Origin of the sequence: Marinomonas atlantica (genome assembly GCF_001639725.1) — a bacterium.
Lineage (GTDB): Bacteria > Pseudomonadota > Gammaproteobacteria > Pseudomonadales > Marinomonadaceae > Marinomonas > Marinomonas atlantica.
Genome location: NZ_LTAW01000002.1, coordinates 63,972 through 88,977, shown reverse-complemented (window position 1 = coordinate 88,977; position 25,006 = coordinate 63,972). Strand labels below are relative to the sequence as shown.

General features: G+C 44.5%; 20 protein-coding genes and 1 tRNA gene. 16 read left to right on the top strand and 5 right to left on the bottom strand.

What is annotated here, in order from left to right:
• The 3 genes from AYW75_RS03115 to AYW75_RS03105 are packed head-to-tail and all read left to right on the top strand — an operon-like array spanning position 1 to position 4,774.
• Positions 1-2,571, top strand: a complete 2,571-nt coding sequence (locus AYW75_RS03115; protein WP_067095279.1) for a circularly permuted type 2 ATP-grasp protein — start codon at positions 1-3, stop codon at positions 2,569-2,571.
• A complete protein-coding gene (locus tag AYW75_RS03110; RefSeq protein WP_067095275.1) occupies positions 2,568-3,449 on the top strand; it encodes a transglutaminase family protein in 882 nt (293 codons plus the stop codon). The genes AYW75_RS03115 and AYW75_RS03110 overlap by 4 nt, the downstream gene beginning before the upstream one ends.
• Positions 3,450-3,481: 32 nt before the next feature.
• The gene (locus tag AYW75_RS03105; protein ID WP_067095272.1) at positions 3,482-4,774 is read left to right on the top strand and encodes a DEAD/DEAH box helicase; all 1,293 of its coding nucleotides are present in this window, start codon (positions 3,482-3,484) and stop codon (positions 4,772-4,774) included.
• 60 nt (positions 4,775-4,834) lie between these two features.
• Here AYW75_RS03105 and AYW75_RS03100 read toward each other — a convergent pair whose 3' ends face one another.
• Positions 4,835-6,820 (bottom strand): methyl-accepting chemotaxis protein, encoded by a 1,986-nt coding sequence (locus AYW75_RS03100; RefSeq protein WP_067095270.1) that lies wholly within the window; start codon positions 6,818-6,820, stop codon positions 4,835-4,837.
• A 298-nt stretch (positions 6,821-7,118) separates the two neighbouring features.
• Entirely contained in the window at positions 7,119-7,550 is a 432-nt protein-coding gene (locus AYW75_RS03095; protein ID WP_067095267.1) for a helix-turn-helix domain-containing protein, read from the bottom strand.
• 227 nt (positions 7,551-7,777) lie between these two features.
• On the opposite strand from AYW75_RS03095, the gene AYW75_RS03090 reads away from it, so the two are divergent.
• Positions 7,778-8,947: an EAL domain-containing protein gene (locus AYW75_RS03090; RefSeq protein ID WP_067095263.1), complete on the top strand. Its 1,170-nt coding sequence runs from the start codon at positions 7,778-7,780 to the stop codon at positions 8,945-8,947.
• A gap of 140 nt (positions 8,948-9,087) precedes the next feature.
• Here the strand turns inward: AYW75_RS03090 and AYW75_RS03085 are convergent.
• A tRNA-Ile gene (locus AYW75_RS03085) sits at positions 9,088-9,164 on the bottom strand.
• A gap of 131 nt (positions 9,165-9,295) precedes the next feature.
• Positions 9,296-10,033 (bottom strand): oxygen-insensitive NADPH nitroreductase, encoded by a 738-nt coding sequence (nfsA, locus tag AYW75_RS03080; RefSeq protein WP_067095260.1) that lies wholly within the window; start codon positions 10,031-10,033, stop codon positions 9,296-9,298.
• 227 nt (positions 10,034-10,260) lie between these two features.
• On the opposite strand from nfsA, the gene AYW75_RS03075 reads away from it, so the two are divergent.
• Both AYW75_RS03075 and AYW75_RS03070 read left to right on the top strand, forming a co-directional pair.
• Positions 10,261-11,055 carry an alpha/beta hydrolase gene (locus AYW75_RS03075; RefSeq protein WP_231886135.1) on the top strand — a complete coding sequence of 265 codons (795 nt, stop codon included), beginning with the start codon at positions 10,261-10,263 and terminating at the stop codon, positions 11,053-11,055.
• Positions 11,056-11,067: 12 nt separating this feature from the next.
• Positions 11,068-11,451, top strand: coding sequence for a rhodanese-like domain-containing protein (locus AYW75_RS03070; protein WP_067095254.1), 384 nt, complete (start codon positions 11,068-11,070; stop codon positions 11,449-11,451).
• Positions 11,452-11,552: 101 nt separating this feature from the next.
• On the opposite strand, the gene AYW75_RS03065 is transcribed toward AYW75_RS03070, so the two are convergent.
• On the bottom strand, positions 11,553-12,929 hold the full coding sequence (locus AYW75_RS03065) for a glycine--tRNA ligase (RefSeq protein WP_067095251.1): 1,377 nt from the start codon (positions 12,927-12,929) through the stop codon (positions 11,553-11,555).
• Positions 12,930-13,137: 208 nt separating this feature from the next.
• Between AYW75_RS03065 and AYW75_RS03060 the strand changes: the two genes are divergently transcribed.
• From AYW75_RS03060 to AYW75_RS03015, 10 genes are all read left to right on the top strand, one after another.
• Positions 13,138-13,584 carry a DUF3429 domain-containing protein gene (locus AYW75_RS03060; RefSeq protein ID WP_067095249.1) on the top strand — a complete coding sequence of 149 codons (447 nt, stop codon included), beginning with the start codon at positions 13,138-13,140 and terminating at the stop codon, positions 13,582-13,584.
• A gap of 10 nt (positions 13,585-13,594) precedes the next feature.
• The gene (locus tag AYW75_RS03055; RefSeq protein ID WP_067095246.1) at positions 13,595-13,990 is read left to right on the top strand and encodes a thiol-disulfide oxidoreductase DCC family protein; all 396 of its coding nucleotides are present in this window, start codon (positions 13,595-13,597) and stop codon (positions 13,988-13,990) included.
• Between the two features lie 55 nt (positions 13,991-14,045).
• Positions 14,046-14,759, top strand: a complete 714-nt coding sequence (locus AYW75_RS03050) for an SDR family NAD(P)-dependent oxidoreductase (RefSeq protein ID WP_067095244.1) — start codon at positions 14,046-14,048, stop codon at positions 14,757-14,759.
• Positions 14,760-14,914: 155 nt separating this feature from the next.
• On the top strand, positions 14,915-15,622 hold the full coding sequence (locus AYW75_RS03045; RefSeq protein ID WP_197467832.1) for a GntR family transcriptional regulator: 708 nt from the start codon (positions 14,915-14,917) through the stop codon (positions 15,620-15,622).
• A 19-nt stretch (positions 15,623-15,641) separates the two neighbouring features.
• Entirely contained in the window at positions 15,642-16,523 is an 882-nt protein-coding gene (prpB, locus tag AYW75_RS03040; protein ID WP_067095238.1) for a methylisocitrate lyase, read from the top strand.
• 96 nt (positions 16,524-16,619) lie between these two features.
• The gene (gene prpC / locus AYW75_RS03035) at positions 16,620-17,747 is read left to right on the top strand and encodes a bifunctional 2-methylcitrate synthase/citrate synthase (RefSeq protein ID WP_067095235.1); all 1,128 of its coding nucleotides are present in this window, start codon (positions 16,620-16,622) and stop codon (positions 17,745-17,747) included.
• Between the two features lie 51 nt (positions 17,748-17,798).
• Positions 17,799-19,283, top strand: coding sequence for a 2-methylcitrate dehydratase (prpD, locus tag AYW75_RS03030; RefSeq protein WP_067095233.1), 1,485 nt, complete (start codon positions 17,799-17,801; stop codon positions 19,281-19,283).
• A gap of 263 nt (positions 19,284-19,546) precedes the next feature.
• A complete protein-coding gene (locus AYW75_RS03025; protein ID WP_067095230.1) occupies positions 19,547-21,514 on the top strand; it encodes a methyl-accepting chemotaxis protein in 1,968 nt (655 codons plus the stop codon).
• A 160-nt stretch (positions 21,515-21,674) separates the two neighbouring features.
• Positions 21,675-23,690, top strand: coding sequence for a GNAT family N-acetyltransferase (locus AYW75_RS03020; protein ID WP_067095226.1), 2,016 nt, complete (start codon positions 21,675-21,677; stop codon positions 23,688-23,690).
• A gap of 247 nt (positions 23,691-23,937) precedes the next feature.
• Positions 23,938-24,930, top strand: coding sequence for a TRAP transporter substrate-binding protein (locus AYW75_RS03015; RefSeq protein WP_067095222.1), 993 nt, complete (start codon positions 23,938-23,940; stop codon positions 24,928-24,930).
• The last annotated feature ends 76 nt before the right edge of the window (positions 24,931-25,006 follow it).

Genomic DNA, 25,006 nt, shown 5'->3' with positions numbered 1-25,006 from the left:
ATGACAGATACAGTTGCTCCATCGATAACAAACACTGCTGATGCACTGTTTGTTATACCTTACCAAGCTCCATCAAATGCCTACAATGAGGTATTTGATGGTCGTGGCTCGGTTCGCTTGCCTTGGCAAGCGATCTCGACCGCGATGCAACAGCTGGGTGCTGAAGGGATGCAAGACCGCCATCTGCGAGCGCAACGGATTTTGCGTGATGATGGGGCCACCTATAACTTAAAAAGTGATCCTCTTTCGCCTAATGTTTGGTCATTAGACATTATTCCTAATGTCATGATGAAAGCCGAATGGCTGGCATTGGAAGCCGCATTACAACAGCGTGCAAAGCTGTTTGATTTGCTCTATAAAGATTTATACGGTGAGCAACGACTGCTCAAAGAGGGCGTTATTCCTTCTGAAATCATTTTTTCTCACCCCGGCTTTTTACGCCAATGCCATGATATGCCATGGCCAAGCGAACATCGACTGACCTTTCATGCTGTAGATCTAGTACGTGACCAGAGTGGTCGCTTTATTGTCACTGGAGATCGTACTCAAGCCCCAAGTGGGGCGGGTTATGCGCTGGAAAACCGTACAGTTGTCTCGCGTATTTTGCCCAGTTTATTTCGCGACAGCCGTACTATGCGACTAACCAGTTTCTTTCAAACCGTGCGTGAGACCCTAACTCAGCTGGCGGCAGAGATTACCGAATCCCCCCGTATTGTTGTGCTAACACCAGGTGCTTATAGCAGCACTTACTTTGAACAAGCTTTTTTAGCAAACCATTTAGGTTATCCATTGGTTCAAGGGGGAGACCTAACGGTCCGAAATGGCAAAGTATGGATGAAGTCATTAGATGGTTTATCTCGTGTGGACGTTATTTTACGCCGCGTAGAAGATGCTTTTTGCGACCAAGCCGAATTGCGTTCTGATTCTGGTTTAGGCGTCCCCGGACTGCTAGAAGTCGCACGCCAAGGCAATGTTATTGTCACCAACCCACTTGGTTCAGGCTTATTAGAAACCCCTGCCCTGTTGGCTTTTTTACCAGATATTGCTCAATGCTTATTGGGCGAAGAACTGCTACTACCATCTGTAGACAGTTACTGGTGTGGTAATGCTGATCAACTCAATTATGTCCTAAATAATCTGCCAAATCTGATCATTAAACCTGCATTTCGTAGCCAGTTAAGTAAAAGCGTGTACGGACATCGGCTTGATGAGCAAGGTCTAGCAGACATGGCTGCAGCAATCTTAGAAAACCCAATCGCTTATGTCGCACAAACGTATATCCCCGGTTCCCACAGTCCTATTTGGGATGATGGCAAACTAAGCTCAAGACCATGTATCTTACGCACCTTTAGTGTAGCCAGTAATGCGGGTTACCATATTATGCCAGGGGGGTTATCACGAGTAGCAGATTCAACTGAACAAGCTATCGTGAGCAAAAACTTATCTGGCTCACGCAGCAAAGATATGTGGGTGTTAAGCGATACGGTAGAAGCCGATATCGATGTTCCTTTAGACAACTTTTCGGATGCGCAAGCCGAAGCCGCTAACTTACCAAGTCGAGTTATTGAAAACCTATTTTGGTTTGGGCGGTATGCAGAACGTGCTGAAATGGGTCTGCGTTTGATGCGTACGATCTTTAAACAGCTTAATGGCATTGATCCTTTCCCAATCGAAAGTCGAAAGATACTGTTATGTGCCATGTCTGATATCAGTGGCTCACTCCCGGGGTTCCATGATCAACCTGAGCTGCTTGAAAACCCGAATGACGAATTAGCTGCGCTTGTTGTAGACAGTCAACGTATGGGGTCGATCAAATCGAACCTTCAGCAGATGCTAGCCTGTGCCGAACAAGTAAAAGAAATGCTGTCAGCGGATACGCGTATCATTTTGAACGAATTACGTGATCATATTCACAGCCTCGATCGTGCCTACATTAATGGTCTACCTCCTGTTCCAGAGGAGTCCTTAGACAGCCTTGTGACGTCACTGCTAGCGATTTCGGGCCTTAATCATGAAAGTATGTTACGTGGTATGGACTGGATGTTCCAGGAGATTGGTCGCCGTACTGAGCGTGCAATGTTGACTGCAAAACTACTTAAAGACACATTATCCGAGCCCCTGCCGAGCTTGCAACAGCAACAAGTCCTTGAGTCGGTATTACTCAGTGTGGAAGCGTTAATTTCTTTCCGCCGTCGTTACCGGACCCGTGCGCGCGTCTCTTATGGTTTAGATTTATTAATGATCGACCGAACCAATCCGCGCTCCTTAATTTATCAGGTAGAGCAATTGCGTAAGTTTGTCAGTGAGCTTCCAACGACAAACCAAGGCATGCTTGGTTTATCACCAGAAAATCGTTTAATCATCAAATCGTTAAACGATATTCAATTGGCAGATTTGGATTCATTATCACACATTGATGAAACCAGCCAAACACGCCAAAACCTAACAGAGATAATGACTCAGGTAATGGACAACCTTGAACATCTGACTACCATTCTGAGTGATAAGTACTTTGATCACACCGCAGGACCGCAGCAGCTTGTGAAAGCGAAATGGAAGAACAACGTATGAAATATCGCGTCCGCCACATAACGGAATACCTATACAATGCACCCGTCACCTTGTGTTACAACATGGCGCATTTGCTTCCGCGTGATACACCCAATCAACGCTGTTTAAGTCGTCAAATTAAAGTATCGCCCACGCCTGTGTATCAAACCAACGGTGAAGACTACTTTGGCAATCCGACCTTCTACTTCTCCGTTCAAGAGCCGCACAAAAAACTCGCCATTGATGTAGAATGTTATTTTGAGATTCAACCAAATGATGTTTCTGGGCAACTGTCATTGCATGGCCTAACTTGCAAAGAGTTACGTGAACAGCTCACTACCCCCCCTACGCCACAGCTGCGTATGATCAAAGAATACACATTAGACTCTTTGCATATTCGTCGAAGCGAGGCCTTAGCAGACTATGCGCGTGACTGCTTTCTTGATGACACTCCAGTGCTACAAGCAAGCATGGACTTTACGCACAAAATTTTCGAAGAGTTTGCCTTTGATCCAGCAGCAACCAGCGTCAGCACCCCAGCAGAACAAGTGCTGGATGAAAAGCGCGGTGTCTGCCAAGATTTTGCGCATTTAGCAATTGCTTGCATTCGATCAATTGGCCTGCCCGCACGCTACATGAGTGGCTACCTCGAAACACTGCCACCGCCAGGACAAGAAAAATTAGTCGGTGCCGATGCCTCCCATGCGTGGTTTGCTATTTTCATTCCTGATCTAGGATGGGTAGAATTCGACCCCACAAATGACTTAATGCCTAAAGAACAACACATCGTGACTGCTTGGGGACGTGACTACGCTGATGTCACCCCACTACAAGGCGTGATTTTCGACGGTGGCGACAGTCAATCACTTAATGTTTCTGTGGATGTGCAACGCGTTTAAAACAGCGTTGCCTCCCTTTATTTGGTAATACAATGACCTTTGCAACACTTGGTTTATCTTCCGCTGTTACGGACATTCTCAAAGAACTGGGCTACCACACCCCGACACCGATCCAAGCACAAGCGATTCCACTGATTCTATCGGGTAAAGACGTACTGGCCGCAGCACAAACCGGTACGGGTAAAACCGCTGCTTTTACTCTCCCAATTATCGAACAACTAACCAAAGGTAAGCGCGCCAGTGCAACACAAGTTCGTTGTTTAATTCTGGCGCCTACTCGCGAACTCGCCAGTCAAATTGGCGACAGCGTACGCACCTACAGCCAAGGTCTCGGGCTGCGTAGTCAGACTATGTATGGCGGCGTTCAAGCTTACCCGCAAATCAACGGCATGAAGCGCGGCGCAGATCTACTGGTCGCAACCCCAGGACGCTTAATGGATTTATTCAAGCAAAATGCCGTGGCGTTCGACGAGCTAGAGTTTTTAGTGTTAGACGAAGCTGATCGTATGTTGGATCTAGGCTTTGAGGAAGCACTCAATGAGTTACTTGCTTTGCTACCAAAAACACGTCAAAGCATGATGTTTTCTGCGACCTACTCTGATGCCGTCAAACAATTAGCCAAGCTATGGCTGCGGGACCCAGAAGAAGTCGCCGCAAAACAAAGCAACCGTGTTGCAAATACCGTTCGTCACCAAATTTACACCGTCGATAAAGTACGTAAACCGGAACTGTTAGCCGAGCTGCTTAATCGTCAACACTGGAATCAAGCGTTGATCTTCACCAAGACAAAGCGTGGTGCTGATGAAATCACTGAGATTCTGCAAGCAGAAGGTTTTAATGCACTCGCGATGCATGGCGACAAACCACAGTACGCACGTTTATCAGCAATTAATGCTTTTAAAAAAGGCGAGCTAGCCTACCTTGTAGCAACGGACGTCGCCGCTCGTGGACTGGACATCGAAGGCTTGCCAGTAGTAATCAATGTTGACCTGCCACACGTTGCAGAAGACTACATACACCGTATTGGTCGCACCGGACGTGCTGGACTAGAAGGGCGAGCAGTCTCTTTAGTGTGTGCCGATGAGGTAGAAAACCTCCGGGCTATTGAGGTGCTATTAAAGCAACGCGTACCTCGCAAAGAAATCCCTGGCTTTGAACCAGAGCATCGCGTCCCTGATACACACCCACGCAGTCAGAAAAAAGTGGTTAAAGCTGCACCTGAGGTGCAAGGCAAAAAAGCCAAAGCGAAAACTGAAGCACCTAAACCGGATGTCACAAAAGGCCCTGGACTGCGCAGTAACCCCTTTGCCAAAGCCAAAAAATAATCTGCACAAAAAAGCCGCTTGCGAGCGGCTTTTTCTTAGTTCGTTAGACAACATCAACTACTAGCGTAGTCGGTAAGACTGTAACTCTTTAAGCACTTCATCAAAGCGATCCTGAGTTTGACGTGCCTCAGACTCGGTCAAATTAACCGTCTCCGTAATATGGCTTGATCTATCTCGCACCATCTGCACGTTACGGTTAATGTCTTCGGTGACTTGAGACTGCTCCTCCGACGCCGTAGCAACACGTTCAATGGTCATATTAATCTCATCCACAGACTCAAGTAACGCTTCAATCATTTCCGCATTATTGATCACTTCTGATGCAGTGCTCGTCGCCATCGAAGAACAACTTTCCATCGACTCTAAAGCATTTTTACTGGAGCTAATCAACGTCTCTATCATCGAACGAATCTCTTCTGTCGAGTCTTGAGTTCGCTGTGCCAAACTACGAACTTCATCCGCTACTACCGCAAAACCGCGACCTTGTTCACCCGCTCGTGCGGCTTCAATAGCAGCGTTCAGCGCCAACAAATTAGTCTGTTCGGCAATAGACTCAATAGTTTGTAGGATCGACGCAATTTGTTCCGTTTGGTTAGTGACCTGTTGAACAGAATCAAAACCACCGGTCACTTCACGGCTCAAGGTTTCAATCGATGACTGAATTGAATGCATGCCTGCGCGGCCTTCCGAGGCACGAGATTGAATCGTTTCCGTTGCTTTCGCAGCGTCCTGCATATCTGCCGAAATAGTACCGCTGGTTAATGACATTTCTTCAATCGCAGCGGCAATTTGATCTGTTCGAGCCAACTGATCTTGAGTCTCTGCTGCGGCCTCTTTCGCTTGCACGATTAAGCCATCCATACTGCTGTTTGATTCTTGAGACTTCTGCGACAACATTCCAAACGTGCTAGATAAGTGCCCAAGATGTAAATTCAGCTCATGCATTATATGGCCCAATTCATCTTTAGAATTGACCTCTAAGTTCACTGTGAAATCTTTCTTATCACCCACAGAACTCAGTGCATCGTGAACCATAGCAACTCGGCTAGAAACGGATCGAATCACACTGATCGTCAGTAGTAGCACCAATAATCCCACTACTAAGATGGCGATAACGACTAACGTAAAGGTAGTCACATCACGGCTTTCTTGAGCATCAGCAATATCATCGACTGTTGACCCAATCTCGTCTGACAGTCCCTTCACAAGACCGATCTTTGCCGTCGCTAAAGCGAACCAGTTATCCGGGCCTTGAACCGTCGATAATTCATCGTTGCTAATAAAATCATTGATGACTTGCTGTACGCTTTTCCAGTCGGACTGACTTTTTAAGCTTTCGAGCTGACGCTGACGATCAAGCGTGGCCACATCATTAAAATTGTTTTCCCAAACAGCTTCATCAGCAATAAAATTCGTTATTTGAACAAAACGACGTTCTCCAACTTCACCCGCAGCAAATACGCCATTTAGAGCACCTCGATACTGTCCGATTCGCTCTTTCATCCAAAGCAGACTTAAACGAGACGACAACGCTTGTGACACCTTAGGACTGGCAACTTGATTAATACTACGTTGGATAGCACGCAAAGCAGATGCATTTAGACCAGAATAAAAAGCAAAAGCTCCATTGTCCGCGGATAAACTGTCTACTTTATTACGGACTAAAGATTTGTTTTTAAGAAAATCCAGTGTGGGTTGAATGAGCATATTTATTTCAGAAGTGGACAAAGCATGAAAATCACTAGCAGAAACATTGCGTAAAGTTTGCTCGGCTTGGTCAGCAACCGAGCGCTGTTTTAAAACCTTATCCTTACCTTTTTGACCATTAGACCCTAGAAAACCTGCGGTTAAGCCTCGCTCTACAGCAAAGTTGTGAGCGATAGCATCGAGTTTCTCTGTTAAATGAACAATGTCATTAGCTTTCTGAGTGTCTCGGATACTATTCAATAAACTCGAACCCAAGAAAAAAGCGAGTATTACAACTAATAGCAGTGGTATAAAGCCCACCAACGCGATCGCATTAGATACCTTAAGATTTTTAAACACGCATCTCTCCCTACGTTCCTTCTTGCGTATTATTATCATGGTTCAACATACCTACCTAAGCAAACGTAAATGTCAATTTTCGATAAAAAAAGTCTAATGCATAAATAGAAAGTGAAGTGACATGGAGTGACGCAACAAAGTAACTGGAAAACACCAACACTCATTGCTTTGTGTTTTTAATAGGATCGTTTGGTCTAAGTGTGCTTCCCTCGGAAACCAAGGTTCTACAAATGACGAAAAGATTGCTACGTATTATTCCCTCGCACTCCCCAGTCATGGTCTTTACCTTGGCGAGCGCCTAATTAAAGCGATGTATAGAGGTGTGCTTGTCGACGTCCACATCAGTGGAAATTTGCCAACGATGGAGGGTTTTCAATTGCTCAAGCAATAAGCTTTTGTTACTCGGTGAGAGTTCGTGAAAAAGCTTTAATAAGGCGCTGGTGTCTGCATTAAGATCAATCGGGTGGCTATGTTCTTGCAATGCCGCGCTTTTATAGTTCTCTAGGAAGCTTGGGATGCTTGCAACAGGCAGCTCACATGCGGCGTAAAGCACTGAGGGCGAGATTCCTAAGGCTTTAGATATTTTTTGTAATACCTTTTGAGAGGGTTGTCTTAAACCCTTTTCAATGCGCGAAACATTACTGGTGGCAATTTCTGCCTCCAGTGCAATCTGCTCTTGCGTCATCTTACGTTGTTTGCGAAGGGTTTTTATAACATAGCCAATATTCATAGCGGAATTATCCGTATTTTTTTGCCATTCCGGCAAAACCAATAGGGCAAATTACTCGACATTTTATTGCCATTTAGGCAACGCATTACGGGCAAATTGCTTGACTTTAATTGCCCTTAAGGCAATATTAGTCCTCACTAACTGTCCTAGACGTTTTGTTATTTCGTTAGTTCGAGCCTACAATTTTGGCGCAAATTTCAGCTTGTAGTAAATTTTTGGGTAGGATCTTGATCAACACTAACAAAACAGATTTTGCGGCTGATTGGCTTGCCTTACAAGAAACGATTCGATGCTTTATTGTGTTGGACCGTAATGATTCAGTGGTTTTTTGTAACCCTATGGCGGGTGCTACTTACTCTCCTTCACACAATCGTTATTTCTTATCTTTGGATTGCTTTTGGCTCGAATCAGAACAGCGTATTTTTCATCCAAGTGAGTTCCGAAAGTTAAGTGGCCAACAGGTCGATCTTCTCTTTAAAGTTAAAAATCACGCTCCTATTGAATTACGTTTTTTGCCAGAAGAAATTGAAATATCTGGCAACCAGTATCTCAACATCAAGTTGGTTAATGAGAGCTTACTGACTACTCACAACACCGCCCCTTCCGTAACGCTGATGGATGAATTGGTCAGTGATTTGGCCGCTGGCAGGCTTTTTGTTCACTACCAACCTCAGTACGATGCAGGAAATGAAACGCTGTTTGGCGTAGAAGCCTTAGTTAGATGGATACGACAAGACGGCGAACAAATCCCCCCTGATACGTTTATCCCTTTAGCGGAAAGTTATAATTTCATCTCAGAGCTGGATCTATGGGTATTGGATCATGTCTGCCAGCAGTTAGCGGACTGGGAAAACAAGGGGATCGAACTCCCCGTTATGGCCGTCAACTTCTCGGCATCCAGCTTTAACGATGTGTATCTCAGTGAAAAAATATTAAAAACGCTTAAAGATAACGAAGTTCATCCTAAAAATATCACAATAGAGATAACAGAAAGCAAAGAAATAAACTGTTATAGCCAAGCAGAGAAAACTATTTTTGAACTTTATAATGCTGGCCTTAAAATATCTCTGGATGATTTTGGCATTGGTTTTTCCAACTTTAATCGACTAGCACAAATCCCTGTATCGCAACTAAAGCTTGATCGATCTTTTGTTTTGAACTTGCCAAAATTAATTTATACAGAAATAAGCAAATCTATTTTATCCATTGCTCATAACCTTAGTTTAGCGGTGATTGCAGAGGGCGTCGAAAATGAACAGCAACTGCAAATGCTTCAATCACTCGGATACACAATCTTCCAAGGGTACTTTTTTTCAAAACCATTACCTGCTTCGGACTTTGAGAATTGGCTGACCCAACACCAGCACTCTAATATTTCTATAGACTCTTTGGTGTGACACCAGACCTCTGCAAGCTGATTACTCCACACTTTTAATAGATCGCTTAGCCTAAGGCATTTCCCTCGGTAACCGAGGTACTGTAAATGCTAGCAATAAAAAAGCCCTAGCAAGTATTAACCTGCTAGGGCTTTTTTATATGGTGGCCCCACCCTGACTTGAACAGGGGACCTGCCGATTATGAGTCGGATGCTCTAACCAACTGAGCTATGGGGCCTTAAATCGGCGCCTATTATAGCCAGACCACATCGACTTGCCAAGAACATTAAGTAAAATTCTCCCAACGAATCAAGCAACTAAGGGCTCTATTCACTCTATCACTACTATTAGAGAAAGCTTACAGCGCATTTACTTCATTTCAAAGCCTTGTGAGATCAGAAAATCACGCATATGCGGGCGCAGTTTCCCAGAGAACATAGGGGCCATACTTTGCGACCAATTCGAGGACTTGTTCCCGCCCGAACGGGCCTGATAGTAACGCCCCATCTCAGAATCGTATTGATCAATTAACACTGGGTCATGTTGTGCATCGTAGTAGTCTTGTTTTAATACTGTTGCTAGGGGTAAGCGCGGTTTAACGTCTGGATCTTGATCTGGGTAGCCAAGGCACATGCCAAACACTGGGTAGACATGCTCAGGCAATCGCAGTAACTCACTGATCGCTTTTGGATTATTACGCACACCGCCAATATAGACGACGCCAAGACCTTCTGATTCAGCAGCTATGGTTAGGTTTTGCGCGACTAAAGCCGTATCAATGGTTGATACCAATAACTGTTCCGTCATGCCCATGGTCGGTTTAATACCTGTACGAGCTGCTGCTTCTGTATTGCGTTTCATATCGGCACAAAATACCAGAAACTCAGCAGCTTGTTGAATGTAGACTTGATCACCAGAAAGGGCCATCAACTTAGCACGATTCTCTGGGTCTGTTACTCGAATAATACTGTAGGCCTGAACATGATTGCTGGATGACGCACCTTGAGCTGCACTGACTAACTGTTCAAGCATTCCGTCTGCTAACGGCTTCTCGGTAAACTTTCGAATGGATCGGTGTGACTTTAACAACGTCATAACAGAATTCATCAATAACTCCTTATCTTTGTCATGCTACGCATTATGACAGCCAAGACGGTAAGGCCAAGTTATGTCCATTATTTTTAAAATGATTCCTTTTTTTCAGTAAAAAATAGATCCGATTGACATTACTTTACGTAAGGTAATAAATAATTAAATTTTTATAGGCGCTACCTATCAAATTTTCATCTCTTTTTACAACTGTTGCGGCCGTCATCAGCTCAGGATGCACTCAAGTGGGTGTAAACGTAGCAAACATACCAAGTCATTTTGGGGATGTTATACGCCACGAAAATATAAGTTATGGCAACTTGCCTGAGCAAAGATTAGACATCTACACGCCACAACAAGAAACAGGCCAACGACATCCTGTCATTGTGTTTTTCTACGGCGGTAGCTGGCAAGATGGCCATAAAGAAATGTACCCCTTTGTGGCCAAGCCTTTTGTTGATCGTGGTTACATTGTTGTGATTCCTGACTATCGTAAGTATCCCCAAGTTAAGTTTCCAAGCTTTGTTGAAGATGGTGCGGATGCGATTGTTTGGACAATGGACAACATCGGATCCTTTCAAGGAAACCCTGATAATTTGTTTGTGATGGGACACTCTGCTGGAGCGCACATTGGAGCGCTGATCAGTGCAGACGAACAATACCTATCTAACAAAGGACACTCAAACCAGAATATTAAAGCATTTGCAGGACTGTCTGGACCTTATGACTTTATTCCTATGGAAGAGGATCTTAAAGATATCTTTGGTCCCCCAGAACGCTACCCTCAAATGACGGTTACGACCTTTATTGATGGCAATGAGCCACCGATGCTACTAATGTGGGGAGAGGAAGATACGTTAGTGGGCCAACGCAATATCGATTTATTAAGCACTAAAATAAAACTTGAACGAGGACAAGTCACCACAAAAACCTTCCCAGAAATGGGGCACGTAGACATAATTTCTAATTTGATTTGGTTTCTTCCGAGTGAGGTCTCTATCGACCAAGAAATCTCGGATTTTTTTGCTCGACAATACTAACGGAGAAAGAATATGGAACGTTTGTCGCTAGATACCAATACCCCTATAAAGTTTTCTATATTAGCGTTAATTGCTTTGATTATTGGTGTGTTCAGCCTTACTGCAACGGCGTCAAAACGCTCAGATGTTGCCTGGCAAGCCCTCAATAATGGCGCCATGTTAATTGACGTTCGTACCGCTCAGGAATTTAAGTCTGGATATCTAGACGAAGCGATAAATATGCCACTGAGCAGTTTAAATAAGCTGGCTAACCCATTGGATCGAAATACATCGATTGTTGTGTATTGCCGATCAGGCAGCCGTGCCAGCCACGCAAAACGTCAGCTTTATGATATGGGCTTTGTCAATGTCATCAATGGTGGTGGCCTAGAAGAAATGCAGGCAAGTAAACCTTAGTCAAATAGACACATTACAGAACCTGTCTTTTTCAAAAACTAAAAAAGCCGATGCAGTTCACACTGCATCGGCTTTTGATTTTTTAAGAACGCGGCTTTGATTTAGTCTTGATTTACAAAGTAGTTCAAGATGAAACTTGGAAGATCGGCCGTGTTAACCACTTCTTGTTCCATGGTGTCACGGTGGCGAACAGTCACCGGTGCGCCCTCTTGTTCAATCGTATCAAAGTCAACTGTGATACAAATCGGCGTACCTACTTCGTCATGGCGACGGTAGCCTTTACCTACATTACCCGTATTTTCGTATAGAATACGACCTAGGCCAAGTTTCTGTAGACGGTTCTTAATACCTTTTGCTGCTTCAACGATTTCAGGTTTGTTCTTCTTAAGAGGTAGAACAGCAACTTTGATTGGAGCTAGATGTGGCTTAAGTTTTAACACAGTACGGCTTGAGCCGTTTTCAAGCTCTTCTTCGGTGTACGCTTCCGTTAGCACCGCCAACAAACCACGATCCAAACCTGCTGAAGGCTCGATACAGAATGGCACAACCATTTTGTTTTCTTCTAAATCACGTACTGCTAGCTTAGTCGTTGAGTGCGCATTTGGTTTAACCTTGGCTGACAAGCCGAACTCTTCTTGAGCCTTAGTGTGCGACCCTAGGTCATAGTCGGTACGGTTTGCAATCCCTTCCAGCTCTTCAAAGCCATGTGGGAATTTATACAAAATATCTACCGTCGCTTTTGAGTAATGCGCTAGGTCATCGCCTGTCACATGTTCAAACTCGATATTCTCTTTCGCCAAACCTTGATCAAGCCACCACTGAGTACGAAGATCGACCCATGTTTGATGCCATTTTTCGTCTTCACCTGGTTTACAAAAGAATTCCAGTTCCATTTGTTCAAATTCACGAACACGGAAAATAAAGTTACGTGGTGTAATTTCGTTACGGAACGATTTACCGATCTGAGCGATACCAAATGGCAATGCGCGCGATGTTGAATCAACGACGTTTTTGAAGTTTGTAAAAATGCCTTGAGCTGTTTCTGGGCGTAGATACGTGTAAGACTCTTCGTTCACCATCGGGCCAACGTTCGTCTTAAACATCAAGTTGAAATCACGAGGCTCAGTCACGTTGGTTGAACCACAGTTATCACATACTTTGATGTCTTTCATGTGGTCCGCACGCAAGCGCGATTTACATTCGTGGCAGTCCACCATCGGATCTGTAAAGGTATCTTCATGACCCGAGTATTTGTACACATATTTGTTTTGGATAATGGCAGCGTCTAGGCCTTCAACATCGTCACGGTCATAGACCATGGCGCGCCACCACGCTGCTTTAAGGTTGTTTTTAAGCTCAATACCTAGTGGACCGTAGTCGTATGCACCTTGCATACCTCCGTAAATCTCACTGCCTTGGAAGATAAATCCACGACGTTTACAAAGGGAGACGAGTTCATCCATCGTTTTAGCTGGCATTTTTCAACACACCTTAATTCGTTAATTTAGGGGCGGCTAGCGCGCAACGGCGTAGCCGATAAAATAAGTTCAGTATTGTACTCTGTGGCCCCGCTGTACTCAATGGGCCGAAAAAGTTCGCTCTTAGTGACTTTTTTAAATGTCTCAAGATCTAATCTGTTAGATAATACGTAATTATTGTCAGCAGCTTTTACTTTTAGGATAAACAATGCGTAACAATTCTAGCTCGCTTATTAAAACACTTGGCGTTTTAGGGCTTATCCCATTTATTGCGAGTACGTTAGCTTTTCACTTCAATTTTTACCATTATGGCCTGCTTGCTCAGTCTGTTTTCGTCGCGTACAGCGCTATTATTTTAAGTTTTTTAAGCGGTGCAATTTGGGGGCAAGTACTGGAACAGCCGTTTCAATCGAAATGTAAAATACTGCTCATCGCCAGTAATGTCGTGGCGTTGATCGCATGGTGCGGATTACTCATTGATCAGCCGCACATGTCTTTACTGCTACTGTTATGCGGCTACATCAGTATCTTTTGGTTGGAAGTCCGTTGGTTGAAACAAATTCGTCCAGATCAAAGTTATTACCCTAATTTGCGTTTTGGTTTAACAATAGCAGTGTGTGCTATGCATTTGCTCATGCTCTACCCAAAGTTATAGGTTAACCCTCATGGTTACGTTGTTCTACGACGGCTACTGCCCACTTTGTGTAAAAGAAATCACATTACTAAAGCGCTATGATACCGAACAGCGCTTAAACCTAGTGGACATTCACAGTGACACCTTCCACAATCTTTATCCGCAAATTGATCAACATGCGGCCGATCGTTTACTGCATGCTATTTTAGACAACGGTCAACTCGTGACAGGTTTAGATGCCAATGTGGCCGTTTGGCAGGCCATCGGCAGACACAAGTGGCTTAAAGTGTTGCGCTGGCCGGTCATTCGCTGGTTTGCGGACCAAGGCTACTTCTTATTTGCCAAACATCGCCACAAACTATCTTATTGGCTAACTGGCGAAAAGCGCTGCGAGCCTTGCAGCAAAGACCATTGCCCTCCTCGCTAGTCATCCGAGTCACACGTCTTCTGCGTATGCTTCATTATTATACGAAGGAGGCTCCATGTCACACACAGCCATTGTTGTCGGTGCCGGTAGTAAAATTGCACAAGCATTAATCGATAAGTTAGTAAAAGAAGATACTTGCCAACATATTCTTGCCATAAGCCGAGGACAAACTTTCTCTGATTCCAAAATCACGTCCATTAACACTCAATACGACGAAGCCAGCATTGAACAAGTCTGTTCTCAGATTTCGTTAACCGCGCCTGTCGGCAAAGTATTTATTTGCCAAGGGATTTTGCACCAAAACTCTCTGCAACCTGAACGTAAACTGGAAGCCATCTCTGCTGAAAACATGCTCAAAGTCTATGAAGCGAATACTGTCACGCCTTCGCTTTGGTTAAAGTACTTAACGCCGCATTTGAAAAGCAATGAGCCCTGTAAAGTGGCTTTTTTTAGTGCACGTATTGGCAGCATCAGTGATAATCAATTAGGAGGCTGGTACAGCTACCGCGCTTCTAAAGCCGCTCTGAATATGATGGTACAGACGTTTTCAGTGGAACTCGCAAGGCGAGCCAAAAATGTTAAGCTGTTAGCTTTTCACCCAGGTACTACGGATACACCGCTTTCTGAACCCTTCCAACGCTCTGTCCCTGAGGGGAAGTTGTTTACACCTGAGTTTGTCGCCTCGCAATTATTGAGCTTACTCGATATCTTAGAAATGGACGGAAAAGCCAGCTATATGGACTGGAACCACCAATCGATCACTTGGTAACACATCCCGAAATACCTTCAACATTGTCGACAATGTAGGATTTGGTTTTCTTTAAAGACTAAGACCTAAGTCGAATTGTCGACAATTCATATTGATCTATACTCATTTTCACTCTATAACGGGTTTCATTGTAGACAACAAAATAGGAAATGAGCGTGAACAAGGTCACAACTCTAAAGTCTGCCACACTGCCGGATGATTTAACTCAGCGTTTAACTGCTGAAATCATTGATGGGGTGCTACCACTGGGCAGTAAAATTTCAGAACCGGAACTCGCCAAACGCTATGGCGTGTCTCGTGGACCACTACGTGAAGCCTTAGTAAAACTGGAAACCCTTGGCCTCATCACACGTACAGCCAATGTGGGAGCGCGTGTAGTTGAACTAAATATAGCCGACCTGTTAGACACGTTTACGCTACGCGAAGCGATGGAGGGAATGGCCGCACGCTTGGCAGCGGAATTGATTAGTGAAGCTGAAATTGAACAACTTTATACGCTTCTAGAAGATCACCAAGCGCATTTAGACGCCAATCAAGATGAACACTACGCCAGCCAAAACGGCAATGAAGACTTCCATCTGCGTATTATTCACGCCAGTCAAAACAAAAAACTGATACGCGTATTAACACAAGATTTGTATGCAACGATTCGTATGTATCGTCGCTACACGGCCGACTCGCGCCCAGATCCACGTCAAGCATTGCGCGAACACAAAGCCATTCTAGACGCCATCGCCAACCGCGAAGGCGATCTAGCCGAACTGCTCATGCGTCGCCACATTAGTCGCGCCGCAAGTCTTTTGAAAAAAGCGATGCTGCACAACAGCATTTCTCAGGGTAACACTGGCCAACCGAGCCAATAACAATAAAAGTGAGGATCGTATGACGTTAGCATCACCCGGCGCACGTTTTCGCCAAGCGATAAAAGACCATTCACCATTACAAGTCGTTGGTACCGTCAACGCATACTGCGCCATGATGGCGGAACAAACAGGCCACCATGCCATTTACTTATCAGGTGGTGGGGTTGCCAATGCCTCATACGGTTTGCCCGATCTTGGCATGACCGATCTGAATGACGTATTAGAAGATGTACGCCGTATTACTGCAGCCAGCCAATTGCCATTGCTGGTCGATATTGATACTGGCTTTGGCGGTGCGTTTAACATCACCCGTTCCGTGCAACAAATGGAAAAAGCAGGTGCGGCTGCCGTTCACATTGAAGATCAAGTTCAGCAAAAGCGTTGTGGCCACCGCCCTAATAAAGCCATTGTCAGTCAAGTTGAAATGGTAGATCGCATCAAAGCTTGTGTCGACGCGCGTAGCGACGACAGCTTCGTCATCATGGCTCGAACCGATGCGTTAGCCGTAGAAGGCATGGATTCCGCCATTGAACGGGCCGTGGCCTGCGTTGAGGCAGGGGCTGATATGATCTTCCCCGAAGCCATGCTGACTCTTGAGCAATACCGCGAGTTTGTGGATGCTGTAAAAGTACCAGTACTGGCTAACATAACTGAGTTTGGCGCCACGCCACTGTTTAGTCGTGAAGAGTTAGCCAGCGCAGGAATCGATATGGTGCTGTATCCCCTCAGTGCCTTCCGCGCGATGAACCAAGCCGCCCTCAATGTGTATCAACACCTGTTAAATGATGGCCACCAGCGCAATGTGGTCGACACGATGCAAACGCGCATGGATCTATACGACTTCTTGAATTACCACGATTACGAACAAAAGCTCGATGCGCTTTTTTCCAAAGATAAATAATTAACTTAAGATCACGAATAGATATCTCACTAAAGAGACAAATAAAGAACGTAGTAGCTTTGAAGAAGTCTCGAAAAATAAAAATGGAGATCAATAATGGCTAAAGAATTATCAGGCGCTGGCCTTCGAGGTCAAAGTGCAGGCGAAACCGCTCTCTGTACCGTTGGTAAAACGGGCTCTGGCCTCACTTATCGAGGCTATGACATAGAAGAATTGGCTGAAAAAGCCTGTTTTGAAGAGGTGGCGCATTTGCTTCTGTATGGCAAACTACCAAACCAAACAGAACTGGATCATTACAAAACTAAGCTAATGAATCTACGGGAGCTGCCTCAAGCCCTAAAATCGTCTTTGGAGTTAATTCCCAAAGACGCCCACCCTATGGATGTCATGCGAACAGGCTGCTCTTTTCTAGGTAACCTTGAAACGGAGAACGACTTTAGTCAGCAACAAGATGTAGCCGATCGCTTATTAGCAACGCTTCCTGCCATCATATTGTATTGGTATCGATTTAGTCATGACGGTGTTCGTATCGACACACTCAACCCATCGGTGAGCAGCCTAGCAGGGCATTTTCTAGCAATGCTGCACAGTGACACCCCTAATCCATTACATGAAAAAGTGATGAATGCCTCACTTATTCTGTATGCAGAACACGAATTTAACGCGTCTACTTTTACGGCACGAGTATGTGCTTCAACGCTTTCCGATATGCACTCCTGTATTACAGGCGGTATTGGCAGCTTACGCGGCCCGCTTCATGGCGGTGCCAACGAAGCTGCAATGGACATGATCGAGCCTTGGCAAAGTGCCGACGAAGCCGAAGCTGCGATCCTCGATAAATTGGTCAACAAAGAAAAAATTATGGGCTTTGGTCACGCAATCTATCGTGAACGTGACCCTCGCAATGACATCATTAAGAAGTGGTCCAAGCGATTGTCTGAAGAAGTCGGCGACACACATCTGTATGCGGTATCTGAACGTTGTGAAGAAGTTATGTGGCGCGAGAAAAAGCTCTTCTGTAATGCCGATTTCTTCCATGCCAGTGCGTATCGATTCATGGGTATCCCAACCAAGCTGTTTACGCCAATTTTTGTATGTTCACGTGTGACGGGCTGGGCCTCCCATGTGATGGAGCAACGCGCAAACAATCGCATAATTCGACCCTGCGCAGATTACACGGGCCCTGAAAAAGCCACTTGGGTAGATATTGCAGACCGAGATTAATAGACAGATACACCAGCATGAGCTGGTTAGATAAGAATCAGAGGAACCACCATGAGTGCAAACGTCGATTTAAATAACCGCCCTGAATACGATCAGGTCATCCAAGACATAGCGGATTATGTATTAAATTTCAAAATTGAAAGCCAAGAAGCCCTCGATACAGCTCGCAACTGTCTAATGGATACTATTGGTTGCGGCCTATTAGCCCTACGTTTTCCAGAGTGTACTAAACACCTTGGCCCTATGGTGCAAGGCACTGTTGTACCGAATGGCGCGCGAGTACCGGGCACGTCGTTTACTCTCGATCCTGTGAAAGCGGCATGGGACATCGGTTGTATTATTCGCTGGCTCGATTACAACGATACTTGGCTTGCAGCAGAATGGGGCCACCCATCAGATAACCTCGGTGGTATTTTGGCCGTTGCTGATCACTTGTCTCAAGTACGCGTCTCTCGCGGCGAAGCGCCATTGACCATGCGAGAAGTATTAGAGGGCATGATCATGGCCCATGAAATCCAAGGCGTGATTGCCCTAGAGAACTCCTTTAACCGCGTTGGTTTATGTCATGTGCTGTTGGTGCGCGTTGCCTCAGCAGCTGTTGTTGCGAAGCTAATGGACGGCAACCGTGAGCAAATCATGGCGGCGATCTCTCAAGCATGGGTTGATGGCTCAGCATTACGTACCTATCGCCACGCTCCAAATGCTGGCTCACGTAAATCATGGGCGGCGGGGGACGCTACGTCTCGAGCAGTCCGTCTAGCCGATATGTCATTACGGGGTGAAATGGGTATTCCCGGCGTACTTACTGCGCCGCAATGGGGGTTCTACGATGTGTCTTTCTCTAAAACCAATAAAGACCAGCAGTTAAAAGCACCTGAAGATCGCGCCTTTAAGTTTACTCAGGACTACAGCACCTATGTCATGGAAAATGTGCTGTTTAAGATCTCTTTCCCTGCCGAGTTCCATGCACAAACGGCGGCTGAAGCCGCCGTCACCTTACACCCGAAAGTGAAAGATCGCTTAGATCAAATCGAGAAGATTGTGATTCGTACCCACGAATCCGCTATTCGAATCATTTCCAAAGTCGGCCCATTAGCGAACGCAGCTGACCGTGACCATTGTCTCCAATACATGACAGCCGTACCACTCGCATTTGGTAACCTGATCGCTGAACACTATGAAGACGACTTCCATCTGCAGAACCCCATTATTGATGAACTGCGTGAAAAAATGGAAATCACTGAGGATGAACGCTTTACTCGTGAATACTTGGAGGCCGATAAGCGTTCTATCGCCAATGCGATCCAAGTCTTCTTTAAAGATGGTACATCAACAGAGGAAGTGTCAGTCGAGTATCCGATTGGTCATCGACGTCGCCGCGAACAAGGCATTCCGCTACTCGAGAAGAAGTTCAGAGCCAATTTAGTAACTCGGTTCCCCTCTGCTCGTTGCAACGACATTTACTCTTTATGTAAAGATCAGCAACAACTGGAAGCAACAGCGGTCCACAAGTTTATGGATCTATTTGTTATTTAACTACAAAAAGTGCCTGCATCATTGCAGGCACTAACGCTTTAAATTATCTTCTCCTTTCTACAGCTCTTCCATCAAAAACGCTCTTCATACTTTCTCAAGACGAATTCTTTAAATATATCTTTGATTTACCTCATTGCTTAAAAATTCTCATGATAAATACGTAAAAAAATCGTAAGATATTGCTGGATTTTATGGGTAAGCCTCTTTATAAGATCACTCAAACTCTTTGCATTTCGCAAACATAATTAAAGGACCTAGCATCTATGTTTCGCCGTCTTAGACAGTTGTCGCTTCCGACCCAACTTGCGACTGGTTCGCTAATAGCAATTGTTTTGATCTTCACCATTTTGATTTTTGCTGTTTATGTATTATTCGAGAAGCAACTTAATGCAATTGTAACGGATCACCAACAAACAGAAGCAAAGCTACTAGCCCATGAATTGCATACTCAATATGTTGATATCACTACTGCATTAGAGCGCTCGGCAAAATACATTGATGCGACTCTAGCAACCGAAATTACACAGCAGGGTAATTCTTGGTCTTGGGGCAATACACCTCTGAAGGCGTCGACTTCAAAGCTGAATGAAATCAAAAATAACGTTGGGGCAGAAGTCCTGCTGTTAGCTTCAAACAACGGCCGTCTTAATCTGCTGGCATCAACTTCCAATAAATTTTCAGACAACATTACTCTTCCAGCAAGTACAAAACATTTCACTGGAAAGTGGCGTAGTAACAAACAAAACTACCTAGTGCACTATCAAACCATTACTGGCAAACCGAACCTTATGCTTGTTCTTGCCATCCCTTATGAAAACCTTTTAAAAGAGATACAGCAAAATATTAGTACCCTTAAAATTGGTAAACGTGGCTATATCTACGTCACTGATACCAAGGAAGAACAAGGAAAACTGTTAATTCACCCAAGCGAAAAAGTGCTAGGCCAGAACTTATTCGACCTATTCCCTACGGCCAAAAAAGCGTTTGAATCAATGTATGATGATAAGTCAGGCGTGATCTACTACACGATCAAAGTAGCCGGCCAAGATCAGAATGCCGAAGAATCTAAGGCAATTTATCACCATGTTGATGGCTGGGACTGGGTGGTTGCTATTAAAACGTACAGCGCTGAATACAATGAAGAGTTACTTTCTGTTCTCTTCTATATCATAGGTATTTGTGTAGTAACCGCCATATTACTAGCGGCAACACTCTGGGCATTTATCAAATTCTCACTTAAACCTCTTTCAGACATAGCGAAAGGTATTCGTGAAATCGGCCAAGGCAATCTCACATATCGCTTCAAAAACGATGTTTCTAAAAACAGTGAAAATGAAACACATGTTCTACAAGTGTCCGTACAAAACATGCGCAACGGACTCATCAGTCTTATAGAGGAAGTTCAGTCATCAAGTGAGCAATTGCTAGACTCGGCTAAAAACATTTCCACTTCAAATGATCACTTGATAAAAAGTGCTACCAGTAGCTCTGACTGTTGTGCGCAAGTAGCGTCCGCCATCGAACAGGTATCCGCTTCTATTGAAGAAGTTGCGCACAGCTCAACTGAAGTGTCAGAAGAAACGGTTTCAGTGAATGCCACAACAACAGAAGGCTATCAAGCAACGCAACAAGTTGAAACGACGATTGCAAGCCTTTCGACGTCTTTTGAACATGCGGCTCAAACCATCCAAGATGTGGAAAGTAGCACTGAAAGTATTGGTAGTGTGGTAAATGTGATAAACGAAATTGCAGAGCAAACAAATCTTCTTGCACTTAACGCGGCCATTGAAGCTGCTCGCGCTGGAGAGCAAGGCCGAGGCTTTGCTGTAGTCGCTGATGAGGTGCGTGTTTTAGCTCAACGAACACAACAATCAACGGAAGAAATTCAACAAGTTGTTGACCGTTTACAAAAAGGCAGCCGTTCAGCAGTTGATACAATGCAACAGGGACGTGATCAAGTAGAAAACAGCGTACAACAAGCCAAGAGTGCAAGTCAGATTCTTTCTCGCATCAATGACTCCATGAATGTGGTGGCCAATGGCATTTCGAGTGTAGCGGCATCAACAGAGGAGCAAAGCGTTGCCGCAACGCAAATTCGAGGCAATGTAGATGACCTTCAGACCGCTGCAAGTAATACTCATGAAGAAGCACAAAACTCGCAAATTCAAAGTCAACGCATTAATAGCTTGGCTCAGGAGCTGAAGAAAAACTTAACTCGCTTTACCTTATAAAAAGCCCTTTTCTAGATTGCTTCAATGGTAGTTACGGGGAAATTGAGTCAAGTTATTCCGACACTTTAAATATCTATGTTGTTGCTCCGATACAGAACCTAGGTATCATTCAAAGAAGCCTACACTAAGTAGGCTTCTTTGTTTGAAAGCAGGAATTGCTATGTTCACCCACCCAACTCTTCACCGCCAATGTGTTGTCAGTTATTCATCGATTGAAGACACCTTATCGCGATTCACACAACATTGCTCTGGACTAGAACATTGCTTACTGGTTAGCCACTCCTTGCTACCCATTGATGATTTCACACCTCTGTCATCATTCAAACAAGTTAACTTTAATGGCTTACAACGATACTTGGGCAACAGCTATGAGGCTATCTTCTTAGATCTTTCTGATGGCTTACATCTTGCTGCACTTTCTATCCTAGCTGGGACATTGCGTGGCGGTGGTCTGCTAGTTCTGCATTTAGGTAGGCAATGGCGAACACGAGAAGATTTAGAATTAGCTCGTTATTTACCTTGGCCTTTAGAAAGTCACCAAGTAAAAAGCACGTATAAACATATTTTTGAGCAAGCCATTCATTCTCCTAAGTCCCCTTTTAAAGAAAGTTGGCCTGATAACATTACGCCTTACGTACCAGCTCTAAATGAACTTACCGAGCAGCAACAAACGTTGATTGATCGAATTCTCTCAAAGCCAGCATCCGCACATATTTTGCTAGCTGCAAGGGGACGTGGTAAGTCATTTGCACTAGCAGAGCTGATTTACCAAGCGGAGCAACAAGGTCAAACTTGTGTCTGCAGTGCTTCCAGCCCTCACAATCTTAGCGTCTTAACACAGCGCTATAATGAGCTATCTGAGACTCCGCTTCCTTTCTTAGCGCCAGACGCGTTGCTTGACAATGAGCTTACTTATGATGTTTTAGTCATTGATGAGGCAGCAAGCATTCCATTGCCTATGCTAAGCCGGATGCTTCGAAAAGCTCGATGTGTTGTATTCAGCAGTACAGACTATGGCTATGAGGGATCAGGGCGAGGCTTCGGCATACGCTTTCGAAAGCAGCTAAAGCAGGCGAAACAAACCTGTTATGAACATAATTTATCACAACCATTACGATGGGGGGAAAATGACCCCCTAGAACACTGGCTTGATCAACTGCTGTTTCAAGAGTATCAGCCAAACCTAAATTTAGAGCACTTACCAACCGTTGTAACTGGAGCCCAGTGGCTGCAACAGCCTCATCTGCTAGATCAAGCTTTTTCATTATTGGTGAGTGCACACTATCAAACAAGCCCAGAGAATAAGAGATGGCTAGTCGATGATCCAAGTGTATTAACGTTTCTTATTTACCAGCAAAGGCAATTGGTCGGAGTGGCGATTGTCAGTGAGGAAGGTTCATTACCCGACGACTTGGCGCATCAAGTCATGGAAGGGCGCCGTCGTCCACGAGGGCATTTGTTACCTCAGTCATTATTAGCACATGAAGGCATCGCAGAAGCAGGTCAATACCGTTATTGGCGCATTAGTCGTATTGCCATTGCTCCGGCGTTTCAACGACAAGGGTTAGGTTGCCAACTTATCGAGAGTATCTACCAAGCTGCTCTTAGCCAAGAGATCGATTTTCTTTGTACTAGCTTTGCTGCAACACCTGAAGTGGTGTCATTCTGGCAGCGAAACGACTTTAAGGTAGTACGCCTAGGCAGTGCAAAAGATCAAGCGAGCGGTACTTACTCTTTAATGATGCTAAGACCTCTATCTAAGATAGCCCAACCCCCTCATCATTTATGGTGCCAGCAATTTAGCCAATGCTGGCTAAACAGTCTGCCTCTTGGACTTCAGGACTTAACCCCTATTTTAATTAGTACCATTGCAGCAAGCTGTATCATGGGGGAAAAACCACACATTCCATTATTAACAGACAAAGAGGTGTCAGATTTGACCTATTTTTCTGAACACCACCGCCCTTATGATTCCGTGCGTTCTCAATTACTTCGTTTAACGCTCAATTTATTAGAACAGAAAAAACTACACCCAAATAACCCTAAACACTTGCTATTACTGGGCTGCGCTCTGAATCTCTTTACTGAAAAAGACGCTCATGACTTAGGCTTCAGTGGTAAAAAAGATCTCTTTAAATCTCTAAAAGCCACCGTCATCTCTTTTTTATCAGCATAATTTCAATGGGTGGAACCTCACCCATTTCGATTTTTCAATTGGCGACGCTCCACTCATATAAACACATCTTACAATACTTAAAAAACCTTAAAAGAAATAATTCCCTTACTTTTCAACAACCTAACAATTAATTAAAAAGTTGGCACGTAATGTGTAATAAGTACGGACAGCAACAACCAAATTATGTTGCATGTTTGGCAATACCCAAGCTAACAATAATAAATATTTAAAATTTGGAGTCATAAAAATGAAAAAAATCAGCCTTGCACTAACTACTGCTGCTCTTGCACTTACTGCAACTACTGCTTTTGCAAACTGTGATTCAGGTGAGCGCGTTGTTAAATTTAGCCACGTTACTGGTGGCACAACGCACCCTAAAGTGGTTGCCGCTAATAATTTTGCTGAGCGTGTTAACAAGGAAATGAATGGCAAACTGTGTATCGAAGTTTTCCCTAACTCAACACTGTTTGGTGATTCCAAAGAGCTTGAAGCTCTTCTATTAGGTGATGTACAACTTCTAGCACCGTCCCTTTCCAAATTCGGTTCTTATACCTCTAAATACGGTGTCTTTGATCTACCTTTCATTTTTAAAGACATGGATCATGCGATTCGCTTTACTAATACTGACGAAGGTAAAGAACTTCTGACTGCTATGGACGAATACGCTGGTTTCGTTGGTCTAGGTTACTGGATGTCAGGTATGAAATACTTTTCTGCTAACAAACCATTAATGGTACCTAGCGATGCAGAAGGTCTTAAATTCCGTGTACAAACATCAGATGTCGCGAAGCAAATGATTTCTGCAATGGGTGCTTCACCACAAGCAATGGCATTCTCTGAAGTATACGGTGCACTTCAAACAGGCGTTGTAGACGGTCAAGAAAATACTTGGTCAAACATCTACACGAAAAAATTCTACGAAGTACAAGACAGTATTACGGAAACCAACCACCAATTGTTGGCTTACCTATTTATGACGTCTTCAGAGTTCCTATCGAGCTTAAGCGATGAAGACCGTGCTCAATTCATGGCTATTGCTGATGCTGTAACTCAGGAAGCAAATGAATCTGTGAAAGCGAAAGAAGCGGCAAACCGCGAAAATATCCTAAAAGCAGGTGGAACGATCAATACGCTAACGCCAGTACAACGTACTGAATGGGTTGAAACAATGAAACCTGTTTGGAAACAGTTCGAGAGCGATATCGGTACAGATCTAATTAACTCTGCAGCTGGTGCATAAGCACAGCCTCACCGAGCAGCAACGCTAGCTCCATTCGGAGCTAGCCCTTTCGTGCCTTTCACATACGTGTTAACCC